This is a genomic window from Paenibacillus mellifer (assembly GCF_023195895.1).
Lineage (GTDB): Bacteria > Bacillota > Bacilli > Paenibacillales > Paenibacillaceae > Fontibacillus > Fontibacillus mellifer.
This window is the reverse complement of the sequence record NZ_JALPRK010000007.1, coordinates 151,147-168,408: the sequence shown is the minus strand read 5'-3', so window position 1 is coordinate 168,408 and position 17,262 is coordinate 151,147. Positions and strand designations below refer to the sequence as shown.

The window sequence follows — 17,262 nt, the reverse complement described above, 5'->3', positions numbered from 1 at the left end:
CATCAGCGCATATCTAATGCTTTATTCTCCGCCGCGGGCATCCATACCTGCATCAGGCCCGTTTATTCCGCTGGGAAAACAAAACCGCCCTGCATATTCATTTGCAGGGCGGTTTCCGCAGGCATTAATTCGGTTTATTTCACACTCATATAACGGTCATAGGCGTCGGTGCGGATTTTCATCAGCTTCTCCAGGCCCATGTCGTTCAGCTTCTTCACGTAAGCGTCCCAGCCTTCGTCAATGCCGCCTTTCGTTACCCACTGGGCGCGCATCGTCGCCACATAGGTATCGATGTCCGTCGTCAAGGTCGGGAGCTCCTGGAACTCCTCGGCCGTATACATGACGTTCGGGAATGGCGTGGTCACGTATTCGCTGCCCATTTTGTCGATCTCCAGCTTCAGGCCGTCCCCGGCTTTCGGGTTCAGCACGATGCTTTTCTCGAAGGAAGGGCTGACGTATTTCGGTCCGAAGTCCCGCAGCGATTGCTCCCAGTACCACGCGTCCGCGCTGGTTCCGGCCGGCGGATCCATCAAGGTGTAGGTGCCATCGTCGTTCTTCTGAATGACCGTGCCGATCGCGCCCCAGAAGTTCTGGATGCTCGCTTCGTTGGTATAGAACTGGTCGGCCCAGCGGGCGGCCACTTCCGGATATTTGCAGGACGTCGTAATCAAAAGCTCATTGCGGTTAAAGCTCATGCCGTTCGGATTCCCCGGATTGTAGCGCTTCCCGTCGGGACCGGCGATCGGCGGAATAGCGGCATACTGATCGCTCCATTTGCCGAACACCGCATCCGGCGTCCATTGGTTCGTGAACCCGACGATCGGGGCATCCGCGTTTTGCTGTTTCGCCGATGTCATCGTCGCATCCTGGGTGAACAGCTCTTTGTCGATCAGGCCTTCCGCATACAGCTTGTTGGCGAATTTTAAGCCTTCCTTGTACTCTTCGCTGATTGGATAGTACACCGGTTTCCCGTCTTTCACCAGCATGTTATTGGCGTTGATGTCGGTAATGCCGAACGGATTCAGGAAATCCGGCGCCAGTCCGGTTTCGGTATACGGAATTTCGTCCGCTTTCCCGTTGCCGTTCGGATCCTGCTCCTTAAACGCTTTCAATACGTTGTAAAGATCGTCGACCGTGTCCGGCACTTGGAGCCCCAATTGATCGAGCCATGCTTTGTTGATGACCGGCTGGTTTTTCGTTTTCGGTCGCGACGGCAGCCGGGTCGGCAAGGAGTAGATTTTGCCGTCCGGGAACGTGCTGATCTTCTTCAGATCCGGCGTTTCGGCCATGGCGGCTTTGAGGTTCGGCATGTATGGATCGATGTAATCGTCGAGCGGACGGAAGTAACTCAGGTTATTAACGATATCGGAATCGGAAAAGGTCTGGTCGCCCAGAATGATGTCCGGCAGCGTGCCGCTGGCCAGCATGATCGATTTCTGCTCGCCCCAATCGTTGGAGGACACGACCTGCCATTCGATTTTGACGTTCGTGTTCGTCTCCAAATCCTTTAACCATTGGTTTTGGGTAAACGTATCGCCCATGTTTCCCCAGCGCATGGTCAGCACTTTGAGGGTCACCGGTTCGTTCACGATCGGCAGTCCTTCCTTATTGAAGTTGCTCGTTTCGCTTGGTGCCGGGTTCCCTGAACCCGCGGAAGAATTATCCCCGCCGCAGCCCGCCAGCCCAAAGGCAAGCGCGCCAGCGAGTACCAGCGCCGTCCATTTTTTCGCCGCGAATTTGCCGGCTTGTTTGCTCATCGAAAGATCCCCCATTCATTGTTTTTATCCTGCTTATGCGTAACGGACTAGCTCTTGACCGCGCCGATCATCACCCCCTGATTGAAGTATTTTTGCAGGAAGGGATACACGCACATGATCGGAACGGTCGCGATAATGATGACGGAGTACCGCATCAGATTGGCGAGCCGGAGCGCGATTTGCGCCGCTTCGCCGGTCCCCATGCCCGACTGCATCTGATTGGTGATCAGGATGTTGCGCAACACGAGCTGCAGGGGATGCAGGTCCGGATTTTTCAGATAGATCAAAGCATTGAAATAAGAGTTCCAGTAACCGACGGCGATCCAAAGCCCCAGCACCGCGATGATCGCCTTGGACAGGGGCAGCACGATTTGGGCGAAATAACGGAGGTTGCCGCAACCGTCGATTTGCGCCGCCTCCCACAGGTCCTCGGGAATGCTCGATTGAAAAAACGTTCGAGCGACGATGATATCGTACACGATCACGGAAAATGGGAGGACCATGACCAGAAACGTATCGTACAGATGGAAATCCCGGATCGTCAAAAAGGTCGGGATGAGTCCGCCGCTGAAAAACATCGTAAAGATGAAAAACAAGGAAAGGAACTTCCTTCCGACGAGATCCTTCCGCGACAGCGCGTACGCCGCCGACACGTTGACGACCAGGCCGATGGCCGTGCCCGCTACCGTATACAATATCGTGTTTCGGTACCCGATCCAAATGTTTTCGTGCTTGAACAGCTCTTTGTAGCCGTCCAGGGTAAACCCCTTGGGAACGAACCATACCTGCCCGTTCGCCACCGCCGACGGATCGCTGAAGGAAGCGATGACGATAAAGTAAAGCGGATACATCAAGACGATCAGAAACATGGCGGCAAAAACGTAAAGCAGCACTTCCATCACTTTGTCGGACGAGCGGTTGTTGATCGGCTGCGCGGCCGCGCTAGCTACCGGATTGGCTGTGTCCATCTCCATCTCCTCCTTTCCTCTACCATAAGCTGTTCTCGCTGTATTTCTTCGATATCTGGTTCACCAGAATCAGCAGCAGGAAGTTAATGACGGTGTTGAACAGGTTGACCGCCGAGGAGAAGCTGTATTGGCTGCTCAGCAGGCCGATTTTGTAAATGTACGTGGACAAAATTTCGCTCGCGGTAATGTTCAGGTCGTTTTGCATCAGGTAGACCTTCTCGAATCCGACCCCCAGCAGGCCGCCGACCCGCAAAATAAGCAGCGTGATCGCTGTCGGCATCAGCATCGGAATATCGATGTAGCGGATTTTGTGCCAGCGGCTGGCCCCGTCGACCGTGGCCGCCTCATACAGGCTCGGATCGACCGTGGACAACGCGGCGATGTAAATGATGCTGTCCCATCCGACGTGCTGCCACACGTCCGACCAGACATAGATGCTGCTGAACCATCCGGCCGAGCCGATCAAATCGGGCGCATCCCCGCCGAACAGTTTGTACAAATTGCCGACCAGGCCGGTGCTCGGGGAGAGCAAGATCAGCATCAACCCGACCATGACGACCGTGGAGATAAAGTGCGGCATGTACGAGACCGTTTGGAAAAACCGGCGGAACCGGTTTGCCCGCATCTGATTCACCATCAACGCCAATACGATCGGAATCGGAAACGTAGCGATGCTGTACAAGCTGATAACGATGGTGTTCTTAATGGTCGTCGAAAACTGATACGAATGGAAAAATTTCTCGAAATGCTTGAACCCCACCCATGGACTGCCGTCAATGCCCAGCGCCGGGCTGTAATCCTTGAACGCGATCAGCACGCCGTACATCGGTTTGTACGCGAACAACAGCGACAGCACCACCGCGGGCAACAGCAGCAAATACAATCCCTGGTTTCGTTTGATTCGTCCGAACGTCCGCCTAAACCCCCATGCGCCGGATTTCATGACATCCCCTCCTTCTCTATCGTCTGCTCCGAGGCGCGCCTTCCATCTGTCCGGCGGCTTCAACGTCTTAAGTATAACTTCGCGCCTTGCGCGTTTACCGGACCAGAACCAGGCGGTAACCGGACTTTTGCCGCAGGTTTGCTGCGGCCCTCAGCCTGGATCCCCGCCGTGGATGAACGTGAATAACGGAATCCGGACCCGATATGGCACGATCCGGACTTTCCGCTTCGTCAAAACTCGAGGATGACCGGTTTCCCCTCGCTCCGCACCTTGCCCCGGATCACCGCGATTTCGCCGCCGCCGATCAGATCGGCGTAAACGCCGTCGGGGAGATCAACCTCCGCTTCCCCCGGTTTCCCTTTCAGACTGAACACCCCGGCCAGCTTCCGCTCTCCCCAGGCATACGTTCCGGCCAAGAGATCCAAAGCGTCATCGGCGTTCCAACGGCACAAACCGTAGGCCAGGATCGGTTTCTTCTTGATCGCATACAAGGTTTTGAGCAGCCAGGACAAATCCTTCCCCGCGCTCCAGTCGACGGGCTGGCGGCCGAACAAATCCGGGCAAACCTCGCTTTGCGTCTCTTGTCCCCCGTAGAGGAGCGGCATGCCTTTTAGGAAATACAGGAACGCCGTCCAGTTGATCAGGCTGCCTTCGTCCGAAATGAGCTTGGCCGCGCGAGGCCGGTCGTGATTTTCCAAAAAACGCAGCTTGACGTAATTCGCCGGATATAGGTGCTCCTGTTGGTTCAGCTTGTCCGCATAAGCGCTCAAGGCGTTGTCGCCGGACAAATATCCCGCGAACCACGGGTAGGTGTCGTAATCGTAGCAAACGTCGAACGCCTGCAGGATTTCGGCGTCCGACAGCGCGGTTAATCCCCGCGAACGCAAATGCAGGAGAAATTCCGGCTCGATCGACTCGGCAAGCCACAAGCAATCCGGTTTGACCTTAGCCACCTCTTCCCGCGCCCGCAGCCAAAATTCCAGCGGCAGCAGCGGAGCCACGTCGCAGCGGAAACCGTCGACGATCCCGGCCCACATTTTGAGCGTATCGATCTGGTAATCCCAAAGCCCGGCTTGGCCGTAATCCAGGTCGACGATGTCGCCCCAGTCGCCGACGCGGTTTCCGCGCTTGCCTTCCGGGGTCGTATAGAAATAGTCCGGGCGATGTTGGACCAACCAGGAATCCGGGGACGTATGGTTATAAACCACGTCGATGATGCATTTCATTCCGTGACGATGGATCGCTTCCACCAGGCTTTCGAAATCCTCGCGCGTGCCCAACTCCGGGTTGATTTCCCGGTAATCCCGGTTGGCGTAAGGGCTGCCCAACTCCCCTTTGCGCGCTTCAAGGCCGATCGGATGGATCGGCAGCAGCCAGACGATATCCACCCCCAACTCCCGGATCCGGCCGAGATCCCGTTCCACGCCCCGGAACGTGCCCTCCGGGCTGTGATTGCGCACGTAAACCGAATAAACGACTTGACTGCGCAGCGTAACTTCCGTTTCCTTTGCCATTGATGCGTTACTCCCTTTCTTATGCTGGTGAAATCGGTCCGCGTACCGGCATCGACGACTCGCGGACGACAAGCTTATGGGGAACGACGAGGCGTTCCGGTCCCTCCGCTCCGTTTTTCTTCTGCCGCAGCATTCGGAGCAGCCGATCCGCCGCCCAATACCCCAAGTGGTAGGCGCCCGTGTCGATGCTGCTGAGCGGCGGCACGGACAACTCGGCCAACGGCGTATTGTCGAAGCCGACCACCGCCATGTCGGCGGGAACGCGGAGCTCCAGGTTGTGCAGAGCGCGAATCACGCTCAGCGCCGTCATATCGTCCGCCGCAACCAACGCCGTCGGCCGTTGCAGGAGGCTCGTCAGGTAAGCCATGGCCCGATCGCCGCCGTCTCTCAGCAGCTCCTCTTCCAAAATCCAACCGGAACGCCAAGATAAGCCGTTATCCCGCAGCGCCCGCTTGTATCCGCGGAACCGGCATTCCACCGCATCCCGCTCCGTGGCGAGGCCAACGAAGCCGATCCGCTTATGCCCCAGCCGAATCAGGTGGTACGCCGCCTCGTATCCGGCCGCCTCATTGTCGATGTCCACGCTGGGGACGCCTTCCTGCTCGCTTCGTCCGATCAATACGAACGGTGCGCCGTTTGTGCGCATCCAATCGATGACGGCCTCCTTGTGGCGGCCCGCGAGCACGATCGCCCCGTCGACGCGTTTCCCTCGCACCAAGCGGGACATGACCTGCTGGCCCGCTCTCTCGCCCGAACCCGAGCCGATGAACAGGTCAAAGCCAGACCGGTTGGCCCGGGTGACCGCGCCGCGGATCAATTCCATGCCAAAGGGATGGTTTGCCCGCTCGGCTTCCGCCTCGGTCAGCAGCAGGCCGATAGCATTCGCGGCATGGGAGACGAGGCTTTGCGCCGTAGAGTTGGGCGAATAGTCCATCTCCTTCACGATGCTTTCGACCTTGCGCCGGTTTTCCGGGCGAACCCGCGCTTCCCCTGCCATCACCCGCGAGACGGTGGAGATGGAGACCCCGGCTCGGCGGGCGACTTCCTTGATCGTGACGCTCATATGCATCCTCCCTCCCGGCCTTGCGCCCCAAGGTTTTGCTGAATCATTTTAAGCTTAGCGGTTCACCCGTCCGTTTGCCGGACCACTTGGGCGCGGAATGCGGACTATTCCGCCGGATTCCGAAGCCAGGGGAACCTCATGGGCGCCCCCCTCGGCAACTGCCTGACGGTAAGCAGACTTTTCCTGGCGTTATCCGGACTTTCCGGCAGGGCAAGCCGGATAACGCCTTCTTTTTTTAAAGGTAGGATTTATAATAGGGATAAACACTGTAAAAGCGCATTCATGGCATCGGTTGAACGAATGGATGCGCGCGGGAAAGGATGCGGCGCTAGCAAGCCATGGGCAAATCGACGAAAAACAAACAGTATCCGGTCCGCCATTACGTCAACATCATGTTTCTGATTTCCTTTGTTGTCCTGATCCTGGACTTCGCCATCAGCATTTCCGCGATTTCGATCGTCAAGCAGCAATCCACACGTTATTTACAGGACACTGCCGACTTGTACATCCATCGGATCAATCACGATTTTGCCTATATCAACCACTATACGGGCTGGACGCTGGCGAACGACGAAAACCTGAAGGCGATGAACGATAGTCCCATGAACAGCGCGGAATTCTTCGAAGGGAACGAAAACCTGCACAAGCGTTTTAACGAGCTGCAGAAAAACTACGGGCAGGAATACAACTTTTTCGTGTATTTGAAGAAGCAGGATTTCTTCCTCAACTGCGCGCCGATCAGCATTCCTTATGCGGACTACCTGGAGCTGAAGGAACAAATTATCGCCAACGTGGAAGCGGACCGAAACGTGTACGAGAGAATTTATTCCAAGTGGACGCCGGTTGAGATTGGCGGCAGGTATTACATCACGAATATCGTGCCTTATCACGACAGCTACATGATCAGCCTGGTGTCGGCGGACAACTTGATCCGTCCCCTGCGTGCGCTGAATCTCGGCGAAGACGGGTTCGTCTCCCTCATCGACGATCGCGGCATGGCCGTAACCACTCCGGTGTCCAACAACGGCGAGCTGCTGGACGCGACTCCGCGGCCGTCTTCCTTACCGGATTTGTTCCGAGCCGGAACGACGGTCAACGGGGAGTTCACCAACGCCTCTTTTCACGTGAAGCTGGTCATCCAGTTCGGGGCCTTCGAAAAAATCATGATCGCCCAGCTCCTGATCCTCCTGCTGGCCGTCATCATCTCCTGCAGCCTCGGATTCATCCTGCTTTACTTCAGGAACACGGTGCTGCGGCCGATCAAAAGCTTCTCCTACAACCTGGCGTTCTGGACGGAGGAAGGCGAGCCGCTGGAGTTCGAAAGCAGCAAGATCATCGAGCTGGAGAAGGCCAACAAGCAGTTCATGAACCTGGTCGGCCAGATTAGGAAATTCAAAATCGACTTGTACGAACGGGAGCTGGAGAAGCAGCGCATCCAGCTGGATTACATGAAGCTGCAGATCAAACCGCACTTCTTCCTGAATTGCTTGACGAATATCTACAGCATGGCGCAAATGCAGTTGTACCGGGAAATCGAGCAGATGGCCTTGTCCACCTCGAAGTATTTCCGGTATATCTTCCAGAACGACGGCGACTTCGTGAAGCTGAGGGACGAAATCGAGCATGTGCGGATTTATCTCGATATCCAGAAACACCGGTATCCCGATGCCCTGGACTACCGCATCGATGAGGAAGCTCCCCTGGCAGGCGCCGAAATCCCGCCGCTCGTCCTGCAGACCTTCGTGGAGAACGCGGTCAAATACGCGGTAAACCGGGTCTCGCAGGTCCAAATCGAACTGGCGGTCCGGCTGAGGAATGAAGATGGTGAAGAGCGCATCGCGATCCGAATCACCGATACCGGCCCCGGATTCCCGCCGGAAATCCTGGAGGATTTGCAAAATGGGAACCCCCTGGATCAATCGGCGGGGACCCATATCGGAATCATGAACACGCTGCAGCGTTTGGAATCCCTATACAACGGTCAAGCGGCCGCGTCGTTCTCTAACCAGGAGGACGGCGGGGCATGCGTGATCTTATCTCTCCCGGCCTACGCCGGAACGAACAGGAGGAGCGTGGCTATATGAACGCTTTGGTCGTGGATGACGATGTTTACGTCGTCGCCGCTTTGGAGAAGAAAATCGAATGGACATCGCTGGGCATCGAGAAGGTGTATACGGCCAACAATGTCGCTCAGGCTCGCGATATCCTGCAGCGGCATCCGGTGCAAATCCTGATCTCCGACATCGAAATGCCCCAAGGGAGCGGGCTGGAGCTGCTGGCCTGGATCCGGGAGGAAAACTACGCCGTTCAGGCCATCTTCCTGACCAATTACGCCGACTTCAACTATGCGCAAAAAGCGATCGAGCTGCAAAGCTTCGAATATTTCCTCAAGCCGATCGAGTTCGATAAACTGATGCTGATCCTGCGTAAGGCGGTCGCTCGGTCCAAGGAGCAACAACATCGGGAGAAAGCGATTCAAGAAGGGGCGCTGTGGCAGAAAAATCAGGCGAACCTGGTGGAGTATTTCTGGCGGAAACAGATCAGCGCCAGCGCGGCCGCCCCCGTCAAGCCGGCGGCGGTGGCTCAGGCCGTGGAAGATCAACAGCTCGCCTACCTTCCGTCCGACCTCATCCAGCCGGTGCTGATTCACGTATTTCCCTACAACGGCAGCCTGGGTCGGGAGGAAAAGGGGTTATTCGACTTTGCCCTGGGGAACGTGTTGGGCGAGCTGCTGCAAAACCCGCGGTTTTCCGTCGAATCCCTTCTGGAGTTCAAGGAATATCATTGGATCGCGATCCTCAAATGGAACGACCCGCCGGAGCCTGCGTTACTTGCGGAGTTATGCGCTGAATGGATTCGCCGGGCGAACGCGTATTTGAATTGCGACGCCTGCTGCTGCGTGGGCCTCTCCGGCCGGTTGGAGAGAATCGGTCAGGTGCTGCACCAACTGCTGGCGATGAACGAAAATTTGACCAAAACCCGCAACCGGACCTATTGGGCGGAGCGCGACGATTCGCAAAAGCAACCGGTATATCTCCCCCCGGATTTGGCGCGTTTGGAGGAGCTGCTGCATCAAAACAATCCGGCCGCGTTTATGGAAGAAACGTCGCGTTACCTCAAGGACCGCTTGGACCGCAAGACGTTGGACACCTCCTGCCTCGCTTTGTTCCGGTTGGATATCGTGCAGCTCGTATACGCCTTCCTGAAGTTAAAAGGCATCGAAGCGCATAAGCTGTACGCCGCAAGGGCCAATGAGGAGCTGCTATCCGGGTCCCTCCATTCGATCGAGGACATGCAGGAATACGTGACTTATTTGGTGAATACGGCTATGGCCTATCGGGACTTCGCGGCGGAACCGAAATCGGTCGCCGAGGAAATCAAGCAATACATCCACGCCCATTACGGCGATGAATTGACGCGGAACGACCTGGCGGAGGTCGTCTATCTCAACCCGGATTATCTGGCTCGCTTGTTCAAAAAAGAAACAGGCGTTTCGCTCGGCAGCTACGTCATCCAGGTCCGGATCTCCGTCGCCAAGCAGTTGCTCGAAACGTCCAAACTGTCCGTGTACGCCGTGGCGAACCAGGTCGGTTACGCTAATTACTCCTATTTCTCCAAGCTGTTCAAGCAGGAGGTCGGGGTCACGCCCAACGAATACAAGAAGAATTCGCGGAGTGCGGCGCGGTGGCCGGTGGCGGAGCGGGCTTGAAGCTAGAAGAGCGCATGAAAAAGGGCCTTCCCGACGATCGGGGGGCCCTTGTCACTTGTCAATTCTATTTTTGCATCTTAAACGTAAATTTCCACTCCGCGGTGTTCCCGGAGTATCTCCCCCGATTTTCTGTAACTTTAACCTTTAATGCCTTATGAATGTCCTTGGTCACAGAGGACACCTTAATCGAAGCGTTGGCTGAACCGCTGTCCGGGACTTTATCCTGCTCTTCCACATACGCTTTTAACTTAAGACTCTCCGTTGATTTGAGGCTAAGACTGACGGTCGATCCTTCCTCAATTTCTTTACCATTCACCGATGCAGCGGTATACCACTCGTTGCCGACATGATCGTTCTCAACCAGTTCAACGCTAACGAGGGTCACCTTGAGTTTAACCGTTTTGGTTGCAGCCGACACAGGCTGAACCAAGCAAACAAATATAAATGATAGCAACAGCATAACCTTAAGTGCTTTTTTCATTGAGAGTGCCTCCCTCAAGTCATTTTAATTGTTCCGTTATCACCTTGGTTTCGCTTCCATTTTACTCCAATGCCTGAGCACCTACAATCCTTGCAAAAGCAAAAAGAAGACCACCGTATAACGGTGATCTTCTTCTCCCTTATTTATTTTCCTACCGACAGCAAGAACCTCTCCAAGGCTCCCGTATCCGTAATGCTATGGTTGCAGCCCTGGTTCTCTAGACAGACATAATGCCCGTACATGGAGAAGTTATCCGGCGAAGCATTGGCGGATTTGGTTTTGACCGAGAAAAAAGCAAGCTCCTGATGCCGATTGCAGAACAAGCAATACCCTTTCTTGTTGGTCGGCGTCAACCTGCCTTCGATGCCGATAAACCGGCCCTCATGCGGATAGACAATGAATAGTTTGTTCGTCGCGATATCCACCCAACTCAAGTACGTCACGTCACGAAAGTCGATGGAGGCGAGATCCGGTACTTTCAGTTTCTTATTTTTAGGGAATAGCTTCTCAATCTGCTTCACCGTAATCGGCGGAAAAGGCTCCAGATAGGCTTCTAATGCCCCAAGATACCTTTGGAAATCGTAAGCCGTCTCGAAGGAAGCGATTTGACCCAGCATCTGCTTCTGCTCCTCCGTCAGCATCGGAAAGGCCTCAACGATATTTCTAACGGCACTAAACCTTACGGTCTCCAGAACGCTTCGATCCGCGACGGTACGCAGTGTTCTCTGAAGAAATTCCGCTTGTTTCTTGATCACGTTATACTGGTGGTTTCTAATAAATGGTGTACTCATAGCTTTCAGCCCCTTATTTGTGATGTACCCTCAAAATCAATAAGGTGCAAAGCCTGTTATTAGAAACGATAAAGTTAAGTTTGGGCGATCGAATTCATCCTCTCGCACCCCACGCAAAGTATCGCCCTAGATCAGGCTTTGCATGAGGACTTCCTAGCAAATGAGCAATCGCGAATTGCCATCTGTAAAACCCCCAATTCCATTTTATAGGCAAAAGTATAACAGCAAGTTCGGAAAGCCGCAATTCCATTCCAAGTATCCTGCTAGATTCCCGCCGTGTTCTGCAAGACGATTCTCCAACCGTCCGGGTCGCATACGGTGATGCCCTGTTGCTTCCAATAGGGATTTTCAGGTTCGACTTCGGGGTAGCCCATGGAGCTTAATCGCGTGACAATTTCGTCTCTGGCGCTCCCATCCGGAATGTAGAAGACCAACAAATTGTCTTTGGAGGGAGGCAACACCGGAACGGCGTCCACATGCTGCGTAAACTCCAGGTGATAATCCACTCCCGGCAAGCCAAACATAACCCCGTCATAACCCTCATGTTTTGCGAAGGAACCTACGATTTCCAGTCCAAGCCCTTTCATATAGAACTCGATGATCTTATCGATTTGATGCGTCGGTCGTGCCACGCGGAACTGAACCGCCGGCATTTGCTCTGACCAAGGTTGGTTCATAGGAAGCCTCCTTCATTGGATACTTACTCCTCAAGAACTTGGATGACTTTGGCATCTGCTTGGGACGGATAAGATTCGTTGATTCCGCCTTTGATTGTGTAACGGATCTTTTGACCTGGTTTCAAGTTGGAGATGCGGGTGTTTAGCCAAATCGCTTCTCCGTCATAATCCCCCATGATATCCGTCCAACTTTGATTCGCGAACGGTTCTTCAAGCACTAAAACGCGGTCCTCAGCAACCTCCAAAATATATCCTTCCCCTTCCATGCGGTTGGACGTCTGTGGTCCCAAAGCGCAGCCGGCGCAAACCAGGATCAACAAGAAGAGCACCCACCCTCTTTTCATAGAGAACACCTCAACCTCCCAGAAGTTTTTGCAGCGCCCAGCTCACCAGTTACGGATATATCCCGCTTGTTTTAAAATCATATAGCTGTTGGAGTTCAAGTTGTCGATAGGCTCATCCAGGGAGAAGTATCTTAATTCAAGGCCTTCATCATCGTTGATGGTCGGTGTGCCATGGACACGAACCGCCTCGTAAACGGCTATGGCGTTATATACCTCATCCCCATGGGGGTACTTGTAGTAGAAATCCTCACCGGACAAATTCGTGATGAATGTCAGCTCTTCCGCTTGGAGCCCTGCCTCCTCAAAAAGCTCACGCCGTGCGGTTTCCTCAAAGGTCTCTCCGAGTTCCATGGAACCGCCGAGCGTTCCCCAATCCAGACTATCCGTCCGTTTCTGAAGCAGCACCTGTCCTTCCGGATTCTTGACGATGACGCTCACCCCAACCATGATGATCGGCCTTGTGCCGACCAGTTTGCGAAGCTCCGAAATGTATCCCATGAAATAAATCCTCCTGACCCTTCTCCTTGAAATATGGTATTATGAACGAAACCCGATGATCGGAGGCACGTGATGAATTACGAAAATTGCGATTTGATTCATCCAACTGGGGTGAAGGAGAAGAAGTTGGAAGTGATTGACGGTTGGACGATCAAATATCATGCAAACGGTAAAACCATTTGGTCAAAAGGAAAAATGGTTGGTGACCTGCCGGACGGGTATTGGGAATGGTTTCGTGCCGATGGAACAATAAAACGGTCGGGATATTTCGAGATGGGCGAGCCTGTCGGAGAATGGATCACCTATGACAGCAAAGGCAATAAATACAAATCTACCCATCGCAGTAAAGGCTAAGGCTATTTTCATTGAGCTTTTCCTTTCCCTCTCCCTAACGCATGCCGTTTACATGTTCATTACAAACCCCGTTTCTTCCCAATTTAAGATTCTTGATGATATTCAAAACGCATGACGTCACAATTTCTCCGTTATGTTCATCCAAATCAGGGCCTCTTTCTAACTCTGGATCATCCGGGTATCAGAAATTGGTATAAACTCAGAAGATCCTCCAGCTCATCCTTATAAATCAATCTGCAATTCTGCCATCTTAGGGCACCTTCCTTCGGGACTATTTTCAGTCCACCACAGTTCTCTTAAATACAACAATCACACGGTTGCCTAGTTATTTTTACGGCTTATATGATAGAGAACATGCTTGCTTAATGGACTATCTTTCTCAACTCTTGGATGATAGAACACTTTCACATAGTCCATCCCGATTTTTTTCATTACGTTTTGGGAAGGCGTATTGATATCCGCTGTGAAACTATAAACGTCATGAAACCCCAAACGGTTAAATCCATACTCTAAACAGGCTGCCGCCCCTTCCGTTGCAACCCCTTTACCCCAAGCCTCTTGTTTAAGCCGCCAGCCAATTTCGATGCATGGCGTAAAATCCGCCTCAAATTGGACCCTGCGAAATCCTATGAACCCTATGAATTCTTGAGTCTCCTTGAGTTCGACGGCATATAACCCAAAGCCGCATTCCTGAAATCCGGACAGGATGGATTGATATAGGCCATCTGTTTCTTCAGTCGATAAAGCTTTCGGAAAATATCTCATGACCTGTTCGTCCGAATTGAGTTGACGAAAGGGAGCCAAGTCGGCCTCTTTCCAGTCCCGCAAATGTAATCGAGTCGTTTCTATATATATCATTTCATACCTCCGGAAGAAAATTATGGAACAGCATCATAGTCTCTCCCTGTCATGGATTTGACTAACTTCCCCGTTCATAACAACTAGGATGTGATGGTATGGCTGCCGACTTATTTCATCCGCTTCATCATCGGATGATCTTCTTTGAGCTGCAGTAAGTCCCACAGGTTGCCGTATAAATCCTTAAAGACTGCCACGATTCCATATTCTTGTTCCTTGGGTTCTCTAACAAATTCAATCCCTTTTGAAACCATATCCTGATAATCTCGCCAGAAATCATCCGTGTTCAGAAACAGAAAAACCCTACCTCCGGCCTGATTCCCAATAAATGGCTCTTGCTCCGGTTTCGAAGCCTTTGCGAGCAATATTGTCGTACCCACTGAGCCTGGCGGAGAAACGACTACCCATCGTTTATCTTGTTCCGGCTGATAGGTATCCTCTACTAATGAGAAATGAAGCTTTTTCGTATAAAAATCTATGGCCTCGTCATAATCCTTAACCACAAGTGCGATATGGACGATGGATTGAATCATGATCTTTCCTCCTCAATTCTATTCTTAATTGTCATTTTCATAACTCACTGCTGTCCAGGCTGTTATCAAGGCTATCTCCGATGAGGCACTTGCAAATGATTGGTGTCCTGTTCATTAATGATAATGTCATCCTTAGCTATACGATCGTTCATCTTCTTGTTTACCGTCAACCGGTCTCCGTCACATCTCTTCCGTGAGTGTGGACATCAAACGCCGTAAAATCCTATTATAATCTTGAAGTTGCTTTTACTTTTGGCCTGAACCTTTATGCCTTCTCTGAGATCAAGAATCAAAACTCTCCTTCTTATCCAAACTCTTAAATAAACTGATTTTAATTTAAATGGCTTTACGATACCTCTCATTTCGGTTTCGGTTCCATCTTCGTGTTCTATCTCTGTTCTAATAAGCCACGTGTTACCAATCCCAATCTCAATATACTTCTTCAAGGAATCCTTGGTCAGAATCTGCTCTCCACCCTCAGATAATAATTGGTTCAATTCATTGAGATTGTTTTTCTTATCTGTAAAAAAGTAAACAATAATTTCCTTTTGCATCACTTGTCATCCCATTCATGAGTGTTAGTTTCATACTCAACCTTCTTCAAATGTACTTTCAAAGTAAGGACCCTCAGTCCCACGAATATAGTTATGAATAAGCTGTCTCATGGGTTCGGGAAGTAAATTGTGACGGTCGAGCTCATTTACGGGGATCCAATAAAATTCTAGATGACTCTCTTTCGATTCGGGATTCGTTCCAAGATCTAAATACGCTAGTTTAGTAGCAAACACATGATTTATTTCTTGATGATACACGCCTCCGTCTTCGTGGCTAGCTTCAACTGCTCCAAGATAAGCGCCAACCTCACTGGTTAAACCAAGTTCTTCATTGATTTCCCTATGCAAGGTGGTCTTCATGCTCTCATGAAATTCAACATGTCCTCCGGGTAGAAATGTATTATCCATTCCCTTACAATGAGCAACTAAGAGATGGAAATCCTTAATGATAACTCCTCGAGCCAGCACGTGATATTTGGTTATCGGAGTTTTTTCTTGCATCAGCCTAACCCTCCTTGATCCTCAAAATCGCTGCTGGACTCCATGACTATGTATACACAAAACGGCCCCAGCCAAGATAGCTCGTATCTTAGGTTAGGGCGTCTGTCGTCTGAGCATCTTCCATGATTATACATCTGTTCGCCAATACCAGCCACATTCATTTGACTATTGCCTAAGCATGTACTAAGCTATACATAGTCTAATTAGACTATAGTAGTAATGTGAAGGAGTTAGCTGATGATGAAGTCATTTCTAATGTTAGGTCAGTCGAATATGGCGGGCCGTGGATTTTTACATGAAGTCGATCCGATCTATAATGAAAAAATAAAAATGCTGCGTAACGGACAATGGCAGATGATGACAGAGCCGATCAATTACGACCGTCCCGTTTCAGGCGTAAGCCTGGCGGCGTCTTTTGCCGATGCCTGGTCGAAAGCCCATCCTGAGGAGGAAATGGGGTTGATTCCTTGTGCGGAAGGCGGCAGCTCCTTAAAGGACTGGCACCCGGAAGGCACCCTGTTTCAACATGCTTTGTCCGAAGCCCGCTTCGCCCTGCGGTCCAGTGAAATCGGTGGAATCCTATGGCATCAGGGGGAAAGCGACAGTTACGGTTCGCTGCATGAAACGTATTACGAGAAATTCGCTTTGATCATCGAAACCCTGAGGCACGAATTGAATCTAAAGGATGAAGTGCCGCTGATCCTTGGCGGACTTGGTGATTTCCTGGGAAAAAACGGTTTTGGACAACACGCGACAGAATATCGTCAGGTCAATGAGCAATTGCAGCGCTACGCCAATGAACACCCGAATTGTTATTTTGTCACGGCGGCAGAGTTGACCGCGAATGCGGATGGCATTCATATCGACGCGGTTTCGCAGCGCAAGTTTGGCTACCGTTATTTCGAGGCTTTCTCGAACAAGTGTCATGTCCTGGAGCCCCTCCCGGAGGAGGATCAGTCGCTGAAAGGGAAGCGCGACTACTCCAAAACGGAACAGATTTATCTCCATAGCATGGATTTGGCTTTGGGCAAAATCACGTACGCGGAATTCGAGGCGCGGATGGCGAAGGTGATGCAGAATTGATCCCCTTACTCATTCTTGGCTTACTGATCCAAAACCCCGGCGCCCACGGTTACGAACTATTAGCTTTCATGGAACAACGCCATTACAAGTATATTGTCAATTTCACGAAAGGCTCGTTTTATTACAATCTGCAGCAACTTGAAGAGAAAGGTTGGATCGAACAGATCCAACAGGAATCTTCAAGCAGCGGACGCGAAACCCGAAACTTCAAAATTACCGAGACCGGAAGGGTTGAATTCGAAAAATTAATGGTCAAATACAGCACCCAATCGGAGTATGTGAACCTGCAATTTTATGGAGCACTGCTTTTTGCCGATGAGTATGACAAGAGCAAGTTGCTGGAACTCATCCAATCGCAAATCGATCAGACGAAATCCCGAATTGCTCTCCTTGATGAATACCTGTCCAACACGCAGGAGGTTCCCGGCAAAATCGATTACTACCGCCGCATGAACGAAAATTCCCGATCCCATCACTTGGTGAACTTAGCGTGGTTTGAACAATTAAAGGCAGAAATAGAAGGAACCCCAGAGGCTTAGATGACGTCTTTCTATGCCTCTGGGTTTAGCTTTACTGCATATTTAACTCTTCGTATTTTTTTCAAAATGCTCATGCTTCTTCCATGATCATCTGA

Annotated in this window: 19 protein-coding genes; 5 read left to right on the top strand and 14 right to left on the bottom strand. The window is 51.8% G+C overall.

Annotated features, from left to right (window positions below):
• Positions 1-134: 134 nt before the first annotated feature.
• The 5 genes from M0651_RS10280 to M0651_RS10260 all read right to left on the bottom strand — a co-directional run bounded on the left by M0651_RS10280 (position 135) and on the right by M0651_RS10260 (position 6,245).
• Positions 135-1,757: an extracellular solute-binding protein gene (locus M0651_RS10280; protein ID WP_248551657.1), complete on the bottom strand. Its 1,623-nt coding sequence runs from the start codon at positions 1,755-1,757 to the stop codon at positions 135-137.
• Positions 1,758-1,804: 47 nt separating this feature from the next.
• Positions 1,805-2,725 carry a carbohydrate ABC transporter permease gene (locus tag M0651_RS10275; RefSeq protein ID WP_372490923.1) on the bottom strand — a complete coding sequence of 307 codons (921 nt, stop codon included), beginning with the start codon at positions 2,723-2,725 and terminating at the stop codon, positions 1,805-1,807.
• Between the two features lie 19 nt (positions 2,726-2,744).
• The gene (locus M0651_RS10270) at positions 2,745-3,668 is read right to left on the bottom strand and encodes an ABC transporter permease (protein ID WP_248551655.1); all 924 of its coding nucleotides are present in this window, start codon (positions 3,666-3,668) and stop codon (positions 2,745-2,747) included.
• A 230-nt stretch (positions 3,669-3,898) separates the two neighbouring features.
• Positions 3,899-5,182, bottom strand: a complete 1,284-nt coding sequence (locus M0651_RS10265; RefSeq protein WP_248551654.1) for an alpha-amylase family glycosyl hydrolase — start codon at positions 5,180-5,182, stop codon at positions 3,899-3,901.
• Positions 5,183-5,201: 19 nt separating this feature from the next.
• On the bottom strand, positions 5,202-6,245 hold the full coding sequence (locus M0651_RS10260) for a LacI family DNA-binding transcriptional regulator (protein ID WP_248551653.1): 1,044 nt from the start codon (positions 6,243-6,245) through the stop codon (positions 5,202-5,204).
• Between the two features lie 338 nt (positions 6,246-6,583).
• Between M0651_RS10260 and M0651_RS10255 the strand changes: the two genes are divergently transcribed.
• Positions 6,584-8,329 carry a sensor histidine kinase gene (locus M0651_RS10255; RefSeq protein WP_248551652.1) on the top strand — a complete coding sequence of 582 codons (1,746 nt, stop codon included), beginning with the start codon at positions 6,584-6,586 and terminating at the stop codon, positions 8,327-8,329.
• A complete protein-coding gene (locus tag M0651_RS10250; RefSeq protein WP_248551691.1) occupies positions 8,326-9,954 on the top strand; it encodes a response regulator transcription factor in 1,629 nt (542 codons plus the stop codon). The genes M0651_RS10255 and M0651_RS10250 overlap by 4 nt, the downstream gene beginning before the upstream one ends.
• Before the next feature lie 64 nt (positions 9,955-10,018).
• Here the strand turns inward: M0651_RS10250 and M0651_RS10245 are convergent, their stop codons facing one another.
• The 5 genes from M0651_RS10245 to M0651_RS10225 all read right to left on the bottom strand — a co-directional run bounded on the left by M0651_RS10245 (position 10,019) and on the right by M0651_RS10225 (position 12,745).
• On the bottom strand, positions 10,019-10,435 hold the full coding sequence (locus M0651_RS10245) for a hypothetical protein (protein WP_248551651.1): 417 nt from the start codon (positions 10,433-10,435) through the stop codon (positions 10,019-10,021).
• A gap of 143 nt (positions 10,436-10,578) precedes the next feature.
• Positions 10,579-11,226 (bottom strand): FusB/FusC family EF-G-binding protein, encoded by a 648-nt coding sequence (locus tag M0651_RS10240; protein ID WP_248551650.1) that lies wholly within the window; start codon positions 11,224-11,226, stop codon positions 10,579-10,581.
• 263 nt (positions 11,227-11,489) lie between these two features.
• Positions 11,490-11,903: a VOC family protein gene (locus M0651_RS10235; RefSeq protein ID WP_248551649.1), complete on the bottom strand. Its 414-nt coding sequence runs from the start codon at positions 11,901-11,903 to the stop codon at positions 11,490-11,492.
• A 23-nt stretch (positions 11,904-11,926) separates the two neighbouring features.
• Positions 11,927-12,247: a YobA family protein gene (locus M0651_RS10230; protein ID WP_248551648.1), complete on the bottom strand. Its 321-nt coding sequence runs from the start codon at positions 12,245-12,247 to the stop codon at positions 11,927-11,929.
• Positions 12,248-12,289: 42 nt separating this feature from the next.
• Positions 12,290-12,745, bottom strand: a complete 456-nt coding sequence (locus tag M0651_RS10225) for an NUDIX hydrolase (RefSeq protein ID WP_248551647.1) — start codon at positions 12,743-12,745, stop codon at positions 12,290-12,292.
• A 72-nt stretch (positions 12,746-12,817) separates the two neighbouring features.
• On the opposite strand from M0651_RS10225, the gene M0651_RS10220 reads away from it, so the two are divergent.
• On the top strand, positions 12,818-13,099 hold the full coding sequence (locus M0651_RS10220; RefSeq protein WP_248551646.1) for a toxin-antitoxin system YwqK family antitoxin: 282 nt from the start codon (positions 12,818-12,820) through the stop codon (positions 13,097-13,099).
• A gap of 321 nt (positions 13,100-13,420) precedes the next feature.
• Here M0651_RS10220 and M0651_RS10215 read toward each other — a convergent pair whose 3' ends face one another.
• The 4 genes from M0651_RS10215 to M0651_RS10200 all read right to left on the bottom strand — a co-directional run bounded on the left by M0651_RS10215 (position 13,421) and on the right by M0651_RS10200 (position 15,545).
• Entirely contained in the window at positions 13,421-13,957 is a 537-nt protein-coding gene (locus M0651_RS10215; protein ID WP_248551645.1) for a GNAT family N-acetyltransferase, read from the bottom strand.
• A gap of 110 nt (positions 13,958-14,067) precedes the next feature.
• Entirely contained in the window at positions 14,068-14,490 is a 423-nt protein-coding gene (locus tag M0651_RS10210) for a VOC family protein (protein ID WP_248551644.1), read from the bottom strand.
• A gap of 206 nt (positions 14,491-14,696) precedes the next feature.
• A complete protein-coding gene (locus tag M0651_RS10205) occupies positions 14,697-14,936 on the bottom strand; it encodes a DUF3977 family protein (protein WP_248551690.1) in 240 nt (79 codons plus the stop codon).
• 144 nt (positions 14,937-15,080) lie between these two features.
• On the bottom strand, positions 15,081-15,545 hold the full coding sequence (locus M0651_RS10200) for an NUDIX domain-containing protein (RefSeq protein WP_248551643.1): 465 nt from the start codon (positions 15,543-15,545) through the stop codon (positions 15,081-15,083).
• 237 nt (positions 15,546-15,782) lie between these two features.
• Between M0651_RS10200 and M0651_RS10195 the strand changes: the two genes are divergently transcribed.
• A complete protein-coding gene (locus tag M0651_RS10195; protein WP_248551642.1) occupies positions 15,783-16,628 on the top strand; it encodes a sialate O-acetylesterase in 846 nt (281 codons plus the stop codon).
• The gene (locus tag M0651_RS10190) at positions 16,625-17,167 is read left to right on the top strand and encodes a PadR family transcriptional regulator (RefSeq protein ID WP_248551641.1); all 543 of its coding nucleotides are present in this window, start codon (positions 16,625-16,627) and stop codon (positions 17,165-17,167) included. Before M0651_RS10195 ends, M0651_RS10190 begins: the two co-directional genes overlap by 4 nt.
• Positions 17,168-17,262: the final 95 nt, after the last annotated feature.